The organism is Cohnella sp. GbtcB17 (assembly GCF_019091135.1).
Classification (GTDB): Bacteria; Bacillota; Bacilli; order Paenibacillales; family Paenibacillaceae; genus Cohnella.
In genome coordinates, this window is sequence record NZ_JAGXJW010000050.1 from 34,475 (window position 1) to 49,031 (window position 14,557).

A 14,557-nucleotide genomic window follows, 5' to 3' on the forward strand; every position below is an offset into this window, starting at 1 on the left:
TATGGATTGAATATACCGTGACAAGCAGACAGGTGCAATAAAGAGCCGGGGACGTGCAAGAGCTTGGCAGCCTCGCCGCCGTATGCTATTCTGATGCTGACGGACTTATGGTTCATAACAAATATGCGCGTGAAGCACACGCCGCTTGCTCCCTTGGGGAGTGGGCGGCTTTTTGTTTTTCAACACAATCTCGGGAGGAGCGGGTCATCGCCATGGTTAAAAGAGATTTTCGCGGGAAGACGGATCGGGCAGATTCTATCGTAGCGGCGTTTATCGAAAAGCAGAGAAGGAGCGCGACGGGGCAGCGGCTCGAGATGCTGCAGCGAGATTTAAGCGGCACGATCAAGCTGCTGACCGACCTTCTGCTGCCGGTGTTCGGGTCGCTCGAAGGCTTTCATTTGGAATATGAGATGATCGGGACAAACGGCGTGAAGATTTATGCGGACGTTTACTACGAACCGCTGGGACTGGTATTCGAATGCGACGGCTACGTGCCGCATGTCGAGTTGATGACAAGGGATCGCTTCTCGTTCGAGCGCATGCGGGTGCGGACTTTTGCGCTGAGCGGCTACGCATACTTCCCGTTCAGCCGGGATGAATTGGACAAGAAGCCCGAGATGTGCAGGCGAGCGGTGTACGAGGTGTTGGGGAGGCGGGGGCGTGGTGGGGTTGGAATGATGGAGTTGGACGTATACGAGCGGGAGTTGCTAAGGATGGCAGCCGATTCAAAAATGTTTACGCCGAAGGACGTGAGGACTTGGTTAAATATCGGGCATAGAAAAGCGCGTGGGTTAATTGCAGGCATGAAGCAATCCCAACTCATTACGCGTGTCGGAGGCAGCGATCGCAGAGATTTTGGCTATATGCTTGGAGAAAAGGGGAAGGAAATGTTGAGCAGGGGCGGATCGTAGTATGAGTGGGCAGATAGATCGTGCCGAAATGTGCTTATCGGCGGCGCGGGAGGGGCTTCGGGAGCCGGGATAGTGCCGAAATGCGCTCATCGGCGGCGCGGGAGAGGGTATGGGAGCTGAGATAGTGCCGAAATGTGCTTATCGGCGGCGGGGGAGGGGCTTTGGGAGCCGGGATAGTGCCGAAATGCGCTTATCGGGGGCGCGGGAGGGGCTTTGGGAGCCGGGATAGTGCTGAAATGCGCTTATCGGCGGCGCGGGAGGGGCTTCGGGAGCCGAGATAGTGCTGAAATGAGCTTATCGGCGGCGCGAGAGGGCTTCGGGAGCCGAGATGGTGCCGGAATGTGCTTATCGGGGGCGCGGGAGGGGCTTCGGGAGCCGGGATAGTGCTGAAATGAGCTTATCGGCGGCGTGAGAGGGCTTCGGGAGCTGAGATAGTGCCGAAATGTGCTTATCGGGGGCACAGGAGGGGGTTCGAGAGCCGAGATAGTGCCGTAATGCGCTTATCGGCGGCGCGGTCAGACCGCAGTAAAAGCCCATTCGCTTGAAATCACCGCATGCGGCCTGCTATGGTGAGGGAGTCGTTTTAATTTGCCATGACCGAATGATCGAGAGAAAGGTTGCTGAGTAAGATGAAGCTGATCGCGCTAGTAGGCAGTCTGCGCAGGGAGTCCGTGAATTTGAAGCTGGCGTTGACCATGCAGGAGAGGTACCGGGGCAAGTTCGAGCTGGAGATCGCGAATCTCGGCACGCTGCCGTTTTTCGATCAGGACGAGGAGGAGAATCCGCCCGCGTCCGTGCGGAAGCTGAGCGAGCAGGTCGCCGCGGCGGACGGCGTGCTCATTCTGACGCCGGAGTACAATTGGTCGGTGCCGGGCGTGCTCAAAAATGCGCTCGACTGGCTGTCGCGCGGAGACAAGGTACTGATCGGCAAGCCCGTGCTTGCCGCCGGCGCGAGCCCTGGCATGTACGGTACGCTGCGTGGACAGCTGCACCTGCGGGAGATTCTGTCGAGCCCGGGCATCCAGGCGGTCATGCTGCCTCCGGCGGGCAACGAGATCGCGGTCGCACAAGCGCCGCAAAAGTTTGGCGAAGGCGGGGCCCGCCTCACGGACGAACGCACGCTGACGCACATCGACGTCGTCGTCGATCGTTTTCTGGACCTGATCGGACGGCGCTGACCCGTCTTTCGCTAGAAGCCCGAACGTCCGCCTCGGCGGCGTACGGGCTTCTTTGATGTTTGGCTCGGACAAGCTGGGGGTAAAAGCGACTATCATCTATGTTTTGCCGTCGAATTTTGGCGGTGCCGTTATGTCGCAGCCGGCCATTCCACAAGTTAAAGCGAAAGGGAGATCGACGCATGGGCAAGATATTGATTGTCGGGGGCCAAATGGAGAACAAAGGCGCCCAGGCGATGACGTTCACCGTCGTGAACGAAATCAAGATGCGATATCCGGACAAGGAGCTTGTGCTGATCTGTCCGGACGAGGATCGCAACTACGCGTTTCAACTGGTGAAGATGGGGAAGAAAATGAAAGTCGAGCTGCTGGGCGGCGTCTACACGCTGATCGGCAAGTTGATCCCGAACGACGAGCGCGTCAGCATTACCAAGGCGCAGATGAAGGAGATTCTGAAGGAAACCGATCTCATCGTCGACATCAGCGGTTTCGCCCTTTCCTCGCAGTTCAGCATCCGCCATACGATCAATTATTTGGCGAATATCCGGCTCGCCCGGCAGAACAAGATTCCGATGGTGCTGCTGTCCCAATCGTTCGGTCCGTTCGAGTACACCGGCATTTACAAATACGTCATTCCGCCGATGATCAAAAAATACATTCGCTATCCGAAATACATCTACGCCCGCGAGCAGGAGGGAGCCGAGTATCTCGGCAAGTACACGTCCGGCAATCTTCGCAGGTCGGTGGATATCGTGCTGCAGGGCTCGAACCCGTACAATCTGTCTCACCTGTTCCGCGACGGCAACTACATAAAAGGCGAGCCGCTCGCGATCAAGCCGAATGCGGTCGGCATCGTGCCGAACGTCAAGACGATGAAGTACGGCACGCGCCAATCGATGCTGGCGATGTACGAGCGCATGACGCAGCACCTGCTGGATCGCGGCAAAAACGTCTATCTGTTCCGTCACTCCACGGAGGATCTGATCATTTGCCAGGAGATCAAGCGCAGATTCCCGAACGACGAACGCGTGGTGCTGCTGGAGGAGGAGTACGACTGTATCGCGATTCACGACGTACTTGTGCAGTTCGAATTTCTCGTGGCATCCCGTTATCATTCGATCGTGCACGCGTACAAGAACGGCATACCGGTCGTGGCGCTCGGCTGGGCGACTAAGTACCGCGAGCTGCTGGGACGCTTCGGCCAAGGCGAGTACGTATTCGATGTGCGCGACAGCGCGCATATCGAAGCCAATATGATCGCGAAACTCGACGCCATGATCGAGAATCGCGGTGTCGAAGCCGCCAAGATCGACGATACGCTGAGAGAAATTCACCGCGAGAACATATTCGCCGAGGCATTCGCGCTGTAAGCCATAGGCAGAAGGTGTAGATCCGCACAAAAAGCAGCAGGCCGGGACTATGGAAACATAGTTGCCGTACTGCTGCCTTTTTGCATATCCTTATAGGTTGAAGCGTCTAAGCGATCGGCGTCCCATTAGGCAATTGAACCTCGGGCTGCAAGAGAACGACGTCTCCCTTTTCCGGGACGCCGCCGAGAACCAGCACTTCCGATTTGAAGCCGGCGATGCGCCGGGGTGGAAAGTTGACGATGGCGATCACTTGTTTGCCGACGACAGTCTCGGCCGCGTACCGCTTCGTAATTTGCGCGCTGGACGTTTTGATTCCGATCTCCGGTCCAAAATCGATTTGCAGCTTAATCGCAGGTACCTTTGCTTCTCCAAAAAACGCGGCTTCCCGGATCGTCCCGACGCGAATATCGAGTGCCGCGAAATCTTCGATCGTTGCCAATTGTTTCTGCCTCCCTATTTAAATCCTTAAGCCAACTCGCGATTCACGCTCTCCCAGCAACAGGCGCGTAGAATACGTCGCTATGCATATGCCGAATATCGCTCCAGGTGGCAGGATTAGTCGTGTCCGGCATGCGATGCTCCAGTATAGCTTGATACAGCGCCGTTTTTTGTTCTAAATGAGCGATGTGTCTTTTTGCTTCCTCAAGCTTCGCAAGCGCCGCTTCCTTGTGCGCCTTCATGAGGGCTGCGCGCTGCGGAATGGTCGAATCTCCTTCGAGACAGAGCTCGACGTACGTTCTAATGGCTTCGATCGGCATTCCGGATTGCTTGAGGCATTTGATGCCGTGCAGCCAATTGACGGCTTCTTCGTCGAACATCCGTACGTTGTTTTTATCGCGCCGCACGCTCGGCACCAGCCCCTTGTCCGTGTAAAAGCGCACGGCATGCTCGGTAAGTCCGGTTATATGGGCTGCTTCTTTGACTGTGTGCATGCTAATCCTCCCCGTAAAAAAATCGCTTCGATACCGCTTGCCTTCGTGTAACACGAAGGCTTTAAGCTTACTGTAACGCAAATCGGCCGTCCGCGGAAGCACCACGCAGCAGGGAGGACTCCCCGGATACGCGCCGGTTGCCGTTACACATCTGAACAACGGGAGGAACCACCATGCAAACCGTAACGTTAAACAACGGCGTAAAAATGCCGATCATCGGCTTTGGCGTCTACCAGATTCCCGATGCGGAACAATGCGAGAACGCGGTGTACGAGGCGCTGATGGCCGGTTACCGCTTGATCGATACCGCCGCGGGTTACCTGAACGAGGAAGCGGTCGGCCGCGCGATCAAGCGCAGCGGCGTGCCGCGCGAGGAGCTGTTCGTCACGACCAAGCTCTGGATTCAGGATGCCGGCTACGAGAGCGCCAAGCTGGCGTTTGCCAAGTCGCTCCAGAAGCTTCAGCTCGACTATCTCGATCTGTATCTCATTCACCAGCCGTTCGGCGATTACTACGGCGCTTGGCGCGCGATGGAAGAGTTCTATCGGGAGGGCAAGATCAGGGCGATCGGCGTCAGCAACTTCCTGCCCGACCGGCTGATGGACCTTATCGTGCACAACGAGATCGTACCTGCCGTCAACCAGGTTGAGACGCATCCGTTCTACCAGCAGCATGAGAGCGGTGCGTTTATGAAAGAGCAAGGCGTGCAGCATCAGTCGTGGGCGCCGTTCGCCGAAGGGCTGGGCGGCATGTTCGACAACGAAACGCTCGCTTCGATCGCGGCCAAACACGGCAAGTCCGTCGCGCAGGTCGTGCTGCGCTGGCTCGTCCAGCGAGAGGTCGTCGTCATTCCGAAGTCGGTGCGAAAAGAGCGGATCGTCGAAAACTTCGACATCTTCGATTTTGAGCTGGACGCGGACGATCTCCAGCGAATTACCGCACTCGATACGCGGGAGACGCTGTTCCTGTCCTATCACGATCCGAAGTTTGCCAAGATGCTGGGGACGTTGCGGGTTGAGCTTTAAGCTTGAACGGATCTTAACGATCATGCTTTATCTTCAATCAAACAAGGAAGGACAGGTGGAGGCACCTGTCCTTCCTTGGATTTGGCACTAGACATCGCATCAATATCTCTGCTTATACATAAACTCTCTAACGCTGCTCGAAAAGATTAATACCACAGTTGTTAATATAGAAAAGATTAACATGATGATGGTGATTACGTTCAATAATAGAGATGCGTTTGAAGCTACGACTCCTGCAAATAATGCATAAAACAAATTGATAATATTTAATGAATTGATTAGGATATAAATCCATTTAGCGGCTTGAAAACCGTTATAAATAAATAGGCATAGAACGATCATAAGGATTAATCCAAACCAATTGTGAAATATGCCACCCATCAGACTTATTACTAATATCAAAGTAAAAAGGGCTAGGTTGGCTATGATCAGCAGTAGGAGAATCCGCTTACCTGCTTTTTCCTGTTTTTGTATGAGATCCTCATTTTCCATGAAATCTGTCACCCCCCGGCGTACGGTTAAGCGAACATTGTTTACGAATCATCTCTTGCGATCATTAACTTCAGGATCATGAGCACAAGAATGCCAATCAGTAACGCGACGCCACCCCATAATAAATAGTTGAACGTGAAGGCGAATTCAAAGTCATGATCGAACCTTTTCATTTTGAAGGTGACAAGCATGACGATGATTCCCGCAAAGTAAGCAATTAAGAGTGCAAGAGCAGCGTTGTTTAGCAGCCGTTTAACTTTATACGCGTCCATTGGCTCACCCATGATCAGAACATTGCATCTTTTAAAATTATACTTTTTTTCTATTATTTTGTTGCATGATGTATCCGAGAGCGGTGGCAAAAAAAGAACCGATCGGCATCAAGCCGATCAGTTCTTTGCGTGAGGATAGAGGCACGGCAAACGTTAGCTACTTCAGCTCCAGCTCGACGACCGTCCCGCGCGCATCCGGCAGCGGATAAGTGTAGTGCACCGGCGTAGCGAAATTGAAGAAGGCGTCGGCTTCGAAAAGCGCGGCGTTCCAGGGACGGGATACCGGGAGCTCCGAGCCGTCGGCGAGCAGCCGCGCGCGCTTGATGCGGTCCGCGAGACCGGCCAGGTTAATCGCGCCTACGCTTTGTTCGAAAACGTGCGCGTACAGCTTGTTGCCCTTTTGCGTGTAGCGTCCCCAATCGGGCTTCGGCAGCTCCGCCTGTCCGCAGCCGTAGATGCTGTCGCCGTTCAGCGCCATCCAGTCGCCGACTTCGGCCAGGATCTCCAGCGACTGCCGCGGGATGCGCCCGCGCGCGTCGGGCCCTACGTTCAGCAGCAGGTTGCCGTTTTTGCTGACGCATTCAATCAGCTTGCGGATGACGAGGGTCGGCGACTTGTAGTTCGTGTCCGAAGCGACGTATCCCCAGTTGTTGTTCAGCGTCACGCAGGCCTCCCACGGGATCGGCTGGCCGTCTTCGGCGGTCACGCCGGTCGGCGGGATAATCTGCTCGGGCGAGGCGAAGTCGCCGGCATACGTGAGGGGTTCCTTCGTGTAAATGCTGCCGCCGCCTTCTCCGCCGGCCTCCAGCCGGTTGTCTATCACGATGTGTGGCTGAAGCTCCCGCATCATGGCGATCAGCTCCGAAGCGCGCCACTTCTCGCCCTGCATGACGTCGTAGGAGAAGTCGAACCACATCAGATCCAGCTTGCCGTAGTCCGTCAGCAGCTCGCGGACTTGCCCGTGCATATATTCGAGATAGCGGTCAAAGGTTGCCGGATCCCGTTTGTACGCTTCGTTGTCCCGCATCGGGTGGTAGAGGTCTCCGTGAGCGGGAAAGTCTTCATGATGCCAGTCGATCAGCGAGTAATAGAGCCCGACCTTGAGTCCCTCCGCGCGGAACGCTTCCAGAAACTCCGCCACGAGGTCGCGTCCGGCCTTCGTTTTCGTCGACTTGTAGTCCGTCAGCTTGCTGTCGAACAGGCAGAAGCCGTCGTGATGCTTGGCCGTCAGCACGGCGTACTTCATGCCGGCCTGCCGCGCGGCGCGCGCCCAAGCACGCGGATCGTAGTCTATGGGATCGAACTCGTCGAAATAAACCTGATAGTCTTCCACCGAAATGCGCTCCACGTTGCGGATCCATTCGCCGCGCGCCGGAATCGCGTACAGCCCCCAATGGATAAACATACCGAACCGGTCCTGCAAAAACCAGCGCGTCCGCTCCTGGCGGTCCAGCCATTCCTGATTATGTGCCATCGTCGCGACTTCCTCCGTTATAATAGGGATAGGCTCTCGGCCTTGCCAGCCCAGTGTACCAGCATCGGGCGGGAGGCGGGAGGGACGCGGTTAAGGCTTGCGGGTATCAAATTAACCTCGTTCGAGAACGCTGCCATACTTACGGGAACGCGGGGGGAAAACGATGGGCAACGGAACGGCCGGGATCGGCGAACTTGACGACATACTGCCACAGCTCCGAATCGACGTGATCGAGGCGCATTATTCGCAGTGCAGTCCCGTGTGGCGGGAGATCGATTATATACCTGCCCACAACAAGCTTTATTACATATGCGAAGGCGAGGGCTGGCTGCGCATCGGCGACAAGGAGCTTCGGCCGCAGCCGGGGGAGCTGGTCGTGATGCCGGCCAACGTGCTTCAATCGTTTTCGGCGATCGAAGGACGCAGGCCGTTTTTAAAATATTGGTGTCATTTCACCGCGGACATCGGGGATGCCGGGCTGTTTTCATGGCTTGACATGCCGTACCGGATGACGATAGATGCTGAGCTGCGTGAGGAGGTTGGCCGCAAGTTTGAGGCGCTCGTCGCGTGCGCGGCCGAACGGGGGATCGGTGCGAGACTGCGGGAAAAAGCGTATCTGCTCGAGCTGCTGGCGCCGGTCGCAGAGCGGGCCGCGATCAGCCGGACGGGCGGAACCGCGGAGGATGCGGAGCGAATCATGCAGATCACGCGTTACGTCGAGACGCATCTCGCGAATGAGCTGACGCTGGACAGCCTGGCCGACTACCTGCATCTGCATCCCAACTATTTGGTCAAATACTTCAACCAACGCTTCGGCATGCCGCCGATCCGGTACGTGAACCGCAAACGCATGGAGCGGGCCCGGCTGCTGCTTCGGACGACGGACCGCAGCATCAAGGAGATCGCCGCAGCCGTCGGGTACCCGGATACGAACCACTTCGCCAAGGCGTTTCGCCGCGAGACGAGCGCAAGCCCGTCGGCGTACCGGTCGGGGGGCGGAGCGGGGGGCGAAGGGTAGGGGGGCGAGATCAGGCCGTGCATGCGCGGCCTCCTGCAAGGGGCGTTTATGGGGTGGGATTGGCGTGTTGGCGGCGAAATAAGGATGTGGCGTATCGTTAACATGCTAGGATCGCGTGCTTGGGGAGAGATAAGGATGCGCGGTATCGTTAATGAGCGGGGATGGCGTGCTGGCGACGAAATAAGGATGTCGCGTATCATTGCTTTGCCGGGATCGCATGCTTGTGGAGAAATAAGAATGTGCGGCATCGTTAATGAGCGGGGAGGGCGTGCTGGCAACGATATAACGATGTGGCGTGTCGTTAATTCGCCGCGTAGCGACAGTGAACGCAAAAGGAACGCCGGGGCCACCGTCCCCGACGTTCCTTTTTTAACGATTAAGAAAGTATAAAAGAAACGCTTATCGTATACGCGGAGCTGCTTTTGGAGGAAGAGCACAACTTCAATGATTTGACATGGCTGAGAAGGTGGGAGAAAGTGTTGAAAAGCAGTTAATCGGCGCTCTAATCCGGGATTCGAGGGAATAAGTGTTCAACCGCAATTATTTGGTTCAGAACCGGATCGAAACGTTAAAATGCGGGAAATTAATTGCGCTTCAACACTTATTTGCCCAAGGATGTCGCGATCACGGGAAATAACTGCTTTTCAACCGTTATTAGATAGACGTTGTCGTGCCATCGAACCTCTCAGCCGGACCGCTCCTGAGCGTTTGTCGCGATTTGTCATGCATTTCAGGCGGTCGGGGAGAATGGCAGTCCGCAGATTGTACACGAGACTGTTGCAAAAGACCGTCAGGGCGTGCCCTGATGGCTTTTTAGATGCGCTTCGCGACTTCGGACCTCGCCGTCCGGCAAGCGCTCAGATGGCCTTCCAGCCGGCCGATGAGATCGTCGAGCCCGTCGCGCAGCGCCTCCGGATCGACGGAGGTGGCCGCCTGCAGCTCGGCTGCCAGTGCGTCCGGCGTCGGCAGCGCCGCGAGCAGCTCGCGCAGCGTCGCCATCGTCCGCGCGCCGGCCGCCGCAGCCGCCATCGCCGCCACGGCGCCTGCCGCATCGGCCTGGCCAAGCGCGCCAACTCCCGGTTGCGCCGCCACAGCCGCAGAAGCTGCCGCCGCCGCGCCAGCCGTCTCGGCGGCTGGATGCGGCTGGGCGCTACCCGCTCCGGCCGCGCCCTTGGCCTCCGCTTTTTTTCGCTGCGCCTCTTCGCGCTCCGCTTCTTCGCGCTCGGCCTCGGCTTCCGCCTTGCGACGCTCCGCATCCGCGGCCGCTCGGGCACGCTCCTTGCGGCTTGCCTCGTAGGCGGACCAGGTGTCCAAAAGACCGGGCCCGTCTTTGTACAGCAGCTGGCTCTTCGTGCGCTCCGAGATCGAAGCGTCCTTGAACAGCTTGGCGATCCGCTTCACGTCGATGACGGGCATCTCGTCCTTCGCCATCGTCAGCGCGAGGGGATCGCGGTACTCCATGGGCAGATCCTTGAGCGGGAGCATCTGGTCCTCGGTCAGCGTGCCCTTGCGGATGTCGGTGCCGCTGACGACGAGCTTCTTGACCGCGGGCCCGAACTTCAGCAGCTCGCATTTGTTTTTGATATAGGACTCCGGCTTGCCGAGCTTGGCCGCCAGAAACTTGACCGAGCTCGCGAACTTGGGATCGTTCAGCAGCTTGTCGAACGCTTCGCCTTCCTCGATCGGGGTGAAGCCTTCGCGCGTCAGATTCTCGGCGACCTGCTCGAGGTAGATCTCCGTCTCGTCCGTCGCGTCCGACACGATCGCAGGGATCGTATCGCGGCCGAGCTTCGAGCAGGCCAGGTACCGGCGGTTGCCGTAAATGATCTTGTAGCGCCCGCCCTCGGCCTTGCGTACCTTGATCGGGGACAGCAGGCCGATCTCGCCGATGCTGTTCACAAGCTCCTGCAGCGATTCCTCGCCGAACCGGTAGCGGGGCTGATCCTTATCTTCGTCGATCAGATTCATAGGCAATTCGATAATTTGCATGTCGGCGTAGTCTCCTGTACGAATAATGGACGCCGCGCGGGCGCCATCGGCTTATCTGTCTATTATAGTACAGGTTGTATCGGATAGGAACGCACGATCCCCAATGTCTTCGCTGGCGACACCTTCCTATGCAAAAAAAGAAGCCGCGAACGCCGAAGCGTCGCAGCCTCTTTTCACAAGCTTGTCCGGCATTACTTACTGCACGGCGATTTGCTCTGCGCCTTGCGCGTCGACCGTGTACTTATGGTTGGTCGCCGCTTCTTCGATGTCGGCGAATGCCCAGTGGGTAGCCGGCACATCCGTAAAGGTAACTGTAGTCGCCCCGTTCAGCGGACCGCGGCCGAACAGACGGTTCAGCACTTTGACGGCTTCGGCGCGCGTCAGTTTCTGATCGGGCTTGAACGTCTGACCGGCATAGCCCGTCATAATGCCTGCAGACGTAACGTAAGAGATCGCGTCCGCAGCCCAGTGGCTGTCGGCTACGTCGCTATAGTTGCCGTTGCCGGGGTTCGCGACGCCTTGCGACGTCGTCGGCCCCTTCTGCATCCAGCGGGCGGCGATCGCAGCCATCTGCGCCCGCGTGACGGAGCCTTCCGGATCGAACATCGTGTCGGAGACACCGCCCATAATGCCTGCCGACTTGGCTTTAAGAATCTCGTCCTTCGCCCAGTGTCCGGCTTTGACGTCCGAACCCGCGGTCATGCCTGCGGAAGCCGTGACGTCAGGCAGGTTGCGTGCGAGCATAGCCGCCATTTGGGCGCGCGTCACGAACGCATTGGGACGGAAGTCCGCGCCGAATCCGTTAATATACGGCGTATGCGCGGTGGGCGTTGGGGTTTGCGTTTGGGTGCCGTTCAAGCCGTCCGCGTAAACGATGGCGAAGGTGCTGAATTTTTGCACGGTGAACTGAATGCCCGTCATGTTGTTCATCGTGACGACTTTGCCTTGGATCAGTTCCTTGGTGCCGTCGCTGTGCTCGGCGTAGACGCCGAGATGGTTCAAGATGCGGTTGCGCTCCGCCGTATCGGTCGGCAGACCGTTTTTCAGCGGCAGGAACAGGCTCGCTTCGCGGCTTTGCAGGTTCGTCTCGATCTGCATCGGACGACCGTAGATTTTAATAGATTCGTCCTTGACGTAATCCTGAACGGCTTTTTCCTGCTTGGCTCTCGTCTCGATCTGTACGCGTCCGTCTTCGGTCTTGACCGGCACGAGACGGAAGTACAGATCCTGTCCGAAGCCGGAGAGCGAAGCGGTCGGAATCGACACGATGCCGTCGCCGGTGGACAACTCGAGATTCATTTTACCGTCATTAATTTGCGTCAAGGCTGCCGCCGGAATCGTCACCGATATTTCCGAAATTTTGTCTTCGGAGTCGGGGATGGCGATGCGGACGGTGCTGCCGCCTTGCGCCTTGGCTTTGTCCACGGCTTCCTTGGCGATATCGGCAGACAGCGTTACGCTGTCCGTCACTTTGCCGGACGCATCGGTCGTGCGGGTGACCGGCGTACGGGCCAGGCCGCTGCCGTCGCCGCCCTGAACGTCGACATAGCGCGTTTCCGTATTGTTCGACGGCACATACACATAAGGCGCGTTAAAAGAGACGGTGGTCGTCGGGCTTGTGCTCCTTACGCCGTTCTCCTTGACGCGGACGAGCACGGTGACATAACCGGAGAATACCGGCACATTTTCGGGATCGTAGCTCTTCCACGTCTTGCCGTCATCGGTCGAGTACTCCATCGTCGCATCGGCGCCGACGAGCTTGTCCGCATTGTCGTCGGCCGTGACCGAAGGCGCTGCCGGCGTAAAGAATTCGTTGAAGGCAGACTGGATCGCAGCCAGGTCGGCAAAGCCGCCTTCGGGGCGATGTTCGAGCATCCAATTGCTAAGCGCTTCATACGCATCCTCAGGGAAGGCGGGATCGTTCATTTTCGACAGATCCAGATCCCAATCTTCAATTTGTGCGTTTTCCTTTTGTAAAGTATCGGCCATCAACTGCGTTGCTTGAAGGAATTGCAACGATTCGGACATTTGCTCCGTCGTCAATGCCTGGTTTACCGGCGGATACTTATCTATCAAACCCAGCAGGATAAAGAAGAGTCCTCCGGCCACGTTATCGACCTCTTGGCCTTCCGGCAATTTATCCAAGGTTGTTAGTGCCAAATACATATAATAGGCATAAATCGATTTTTCGACGGGCGTGAAGGCCATGTAAGCATCGGCTAGCTGAGTGAACTGCTCGGCCCCCTTGGCGTCCGGGAACACGGTGTCGAAGTTGGCGACATGTTCGAACACGGCATCGATTGTGGAAGCGACGGCAGGCAAGCTCCGGTCGTCCAGCAAGCCGATCGGGCTGGCCACCAGATCCGAGACGTACTGCAGCTGTTCGACGCTCGTAAACGCATAGGGATCGGGCTCCTCGTTATTGCCGTTGCTGCCGGTATTTCCGATATTGAAGTTCATGATGGTCTTGGCCCAAGACAGCTTGATGGCGTCGTTCCAATTCTCGAAGCCGTCAGGCAGCTTCAGGCCGAGCTCCGGGTCGGTCAGCGCATCAAGCATGGCCGTCTCATCTTCGGCTGCAATGGCTTGATTGACGGCACGGAGGGTCAAGAAGTTGTCGATCGTGGATTGAACATCGGCTACGCTAGCATAGCCGGCTTCCGGACGCTGGTCGATCAACCGCTGGGCAAGGGCCAACCAGTTTCCTATCGTTACCTCGTCCGCTTCCAGGTCGGCTCCCAAGATCTCTACAGCTTTGCTGAGGTCGATACCCATATCAGCCATCGGAACATCGGGATATTCGGATTCGAAGTCATCGTTGTCATCCGCATAGCTGAGAAACCCCATCAGCACATAGAGCATATCCTCAGCGGTCTCCGGCCGGCTAAAGCCTGGCGCTCCGCCCTCCGGATCGAACAGCATCATGACGATATAAAGAGGCGTATATTCTTCGCTGACGCTGGCCTTGGCGATTTCGTTTTGAATATAAGTGTCGTGAATATGCCGGTCAGCCGGCGACATGGCTTTAACGTGATCTAGCGCTGCTTTCAAAAACTCGATATCCGGGGAATTGGGGAACAACGTCTCGATCTCAGAAGACATCGACAGAATCTGATTGATCTTGCCGCTTATAGCATCCAAGCTCACATCATCGCCCGAAGCATACAAAATGGCGATCACATCCAGCTTGAATTGAATTTGCTTAATGTTCTCAAAGTCTTCGTTTGCACTGGGTTGGAAAAAGCCTTTGATAAATTCCATGGCGCTGGACAGGTCTCGTTGGTCCCAATTAGCGAAGTTGTCCGGCAGGGTGAGGTCTCCTGCTTGTTCGCCATCGGTAAGCGCTGTCAATAAGCTCGATTCATCTGCTGCTTCATTGACCGCAGCGACCGTGGCATTTGGCGCGGCTGCGGCGCTGGCGATTTTCCAGCTGCCGACCATACCTAACAGCGGTTGAAGCAATAAGAGGGCGACGAGCAGCCGAGCGACAAAGCTAGCGTTTTTTGAGCGCATCTCTCAGTTCCCTTCTTGTGATGTATTTAAACTCAATAAAAATTAACACCGCATTAAAACTTGTTAAACACATTAATTTCCATAGGATAAAGAAAGAGGTGTTCTGTAATTGATCGAATAACGGCAAGTGTTTTGGTGTTTTAAAGCAGCGTCGGCGCGGGGCCATCTCCTACACCCATCTTAGGCTTTGCTTAAGGCGCTTTTTCCGTAGGCAAGCTGAACCTTAACGTGAGCTTCGTCCATTTTTTCCGTTTGCCCGCGAACGTTACCGAATCTCCCCGTAGAGCCGATTTGCCTCAGATTGATTCGTGATTTCACCCCCTTCCAACTATATTCGCTTTGAATATCCAATTGGAGGTCCCAGGCTGTATGACTCGGGTCGTAGC

At 56.5% G+C, this 14,557-nt stretch carries 11 protein-coding genes; 5 read left to right on the top strand and 6 right to left on the bottom strand.

Annotated elements, in window-relative coordinates:
- Window positions 1-212: 212 nt before the first annotated feature.
- The 3 genes from KVT38_RS24395 to KVT38_RS24405 all read left to right on the top strand — a co-directional run bounded on the left by KVT38_RS24395 (window position 213) and on the right by KVT38_RS24405 (window position 3,456).
- On the top strand, window positions 213-911 hold the full coding sequence (locus tag KVT38_RS24395; protein ID WP_217596351.1) for a hypothetical protein: 699 nt from the start codon (window positions 213-215) through the stop codon (window positions 909-911).
- A gap of 629 nt (window positions 912-1,540) precedes the next feature.
- Entirely contained in the window at window positions 1,541-2,089 is a 549-nt protein-coding gene (locus KVT38_RS24400; RefSeq protein WP_217596352.1) for an NADPH-dependent FMN reductase, read from the top strand.
- 179 nt (window positions 2,090-2,268) lie between these two features.
- Entirely contained in the window at window positions 2,269-3,456 is a 1,188-nt protein-coding gene (locus KVT38_RS24405; RefSeq protein WP_217596353.1) for a polysaccharide pyruvyl transferase family protein, read from the top strand.
- Between the two features lie 106 nt (window positions 3,457-3,562).
- Here KVT38_RS24405 and csaA read toward each other — a convergent pair whose 3' ends face one another.
- Together csaA and KVT38_RS24415 are read right to left on the bottom strand one after the other, a co-directional pair.
- Window positions 3,563-3,895 carry a chaperone CsaA gene (gene csaA, locus KVT38_RS24410; protein ID WP_217596354.1) on the bottom strand — a complete coding sequence of 111 codons (333 nt, stop codon included), beginning with the start codon at window positions 3,893-3,895 and terminating at the stop codon, window positions 3,563-3,565.
- 43 nt (window positions 3,896-3,938) lie between these two features.
- Window positions 3,939-4,388 carry a MerR family transcriptional regulator gene (locus tag KVT38_RS24415; RefSeq protein ID WP_217596355.1) on the bottom strand — a complete coding sequence of 150 codons (450 nt, stop codon included), beginning with the start codon at window positions 4,386-4,388 and terminating at the stop codon, window positions 3,939-3,941.
- 173 nt (window positions 4,389-4,561) lie between these two features.
- On the opposite strand from KVT38_RS24415, the gene KVT38_RS24420 reads away from it, so the two are divergent.
- Window positions 4,562-5,413: an aldo/keto reductase gene (locus tag KVT38_RS24420; protein WP_217596356.1), complete on the top strand. Its 852-nt coding sequence runs from the start codon at window positions 4,562-4,564 to the stop codon at window positions 5,411-5,413.
- A gap of 99 nt (window positions 5,414-5,512) precedes the next feature.
- Here KVT38_RS24420 and KVT38_RS24425 read toward each other — a convergent pair whose 3' ends face one another.
- Both KVT38_RS24425 and KVT38_RS24430 read right to left on the bottom strand, forming a co-directional pair.
- Window positions 5,513-5,905 carry a hypothetical protein gene (locus KVT38_RS24425; RefSeq protein ID WP_217596357.1) on the bottom strand — a complete coding sequence of 131 codons (393 nt, stop codon included), beginning with the start codon at window positions 5,903-5,905 and terminating at the stop codon, window positions 5,513-5,515.
- Between the two features lie 429 nt (window positions 5,906-6,334).
- Window positions 6,335-7,651 carry an alpha-L-fucosidase gene (locus KVT38_RS24430; RefSeq protein ID WP_217596358.1) on the bottom strand — a complete coding sequence of 439 codons (1,317 nt, stop codon included), beginning with the start codon at window positions 7,649-7,651 and terminating at the stop codon, window positions 6,335-6,337.
- A gap of 163 nt (window positions 7,652-7,814) precedes the next feature.
- On the opposite strand from KVT38_RS24430, the gene KVT38_RS24435 reads away from it, so the two are divergent.
- Window positions 7,815-8,669: an AraC family transcriptional regulator gene (locus KVT38_RS24435; protein ID WP_217596359.1), complete on the top strand. Its 855-nt coding sequence runs from the start codon at window positions 7,815-7,817 to the stop codon at window positions 8,667-8,669.
- A gap of 813 nt (window positions 8,670-9,482) precedes the next feature.
- Here KVT38_RS24435 and KVT38_RS24440 read toward each other — a convergent pair.
- Both KVT38_RS24440 and KVT38_RS24445 read right to left on the bottom strand, forming a co-directional pair.
- Window positions 9,483-10,658: a ParB/RepB/Spo0J family partition protein gene (locus KVT38_RS24440; protein ID WP_217596360.1), complete on the bottom strand. Its 1,176-nt coding sequence runs from the start codon at window positions 10,656-10,658 to the stop codon at window positions 9,483-9,485.
- A gap of 195 nt (window positions 10,659-10,853) precedes the next feature.
- Window positions 10,854-14,171, bottom strand: coding sequence for a DUF4073 domain-containing protein (locus KVT38_RS24445; protein ID WP_217596361.1), 3,318 nt, complete (start codon window positions 14,169-14,171; stop codon window positions 10,854-10,856).
- Window positions 14,172-14,557: the final 386 nt, after the last annotated feature.

Excerpts from the sequence above, each read along its gene's own strand:
- KVT38_RS24395 (WP_217596351.1), top strand. The coding sequence starts at position 213 with ATGGTTAAAAGAGATTTTCGCGGGAAGACGGATCGGGCAGATTCTATC.
- KVT38_RS24400 (WP_217596352.1), top strand. The coding sequence starts at position 1,541 with ATGAAGCTGATCGCGCTAGTAGGCAGTCTGCGCAGGGAGTCCGTGAAT.
- KVT38_RS24405 (WP_217596353.1), top strand. The coding sequence starts at position 2,269 with ATGGGCAAGATATTGATTGTCGGGGGCCAAATGGAGAACAAAGGCGCC.
- KVT38_RS24415 (WP_217596355.1), bottom strand. The coding sequence starts at position 4,388 with ATGCACACAGTCAAAGAAGCAGCCCATATAACCGGACTTACCGAGCAT.
- KVT38_RS24420 (WP_217596356.1), top strand. The coding sequence starts at position 4,562 with ATGCAAACCGTAACGTTAAACAACGGCGTAAAAATGCCGATCATCGGC.
- KVT38_RS24425 (WP_217596357.1), bottom strand. The coding sequence starts at position 5,905 with ATGGAAAATGAGGATCTCATACAAAAACAGGAAAAAGCAGGTAAGCGG.
- KVT38_RS24430 (WP_217596358.1), bottom strand. The coding sequence starts at position 7,651 with ATGGCACATAATCAGGAATGGCTGGACCGCCAGGAGCGGACGCGCTGG.
- KVT38_RS24435 (WP_217596359.1), top strand. The coding sequence starts at position 7,815 with ATGGGCAACGGAACGGCCGGGATCGGCGAACTTGACGACATACTGCCA.
- KVT38_RS24440 (WP_217596360.1), bottom strand. The coding sequence starts at position 10,658 with ATGCAAATTATCGAATTGCCTATGAATCTGATCGACGAAGATAAGGAT.
- KVT38_RS24445 (WP_217596361.1), bottom strand. The coding sequence starts at position 14,171 with ATGCGCTCAAAAAACGCTAGCTTTGTCGCTCGGCTGCTCGTCGCCCTC.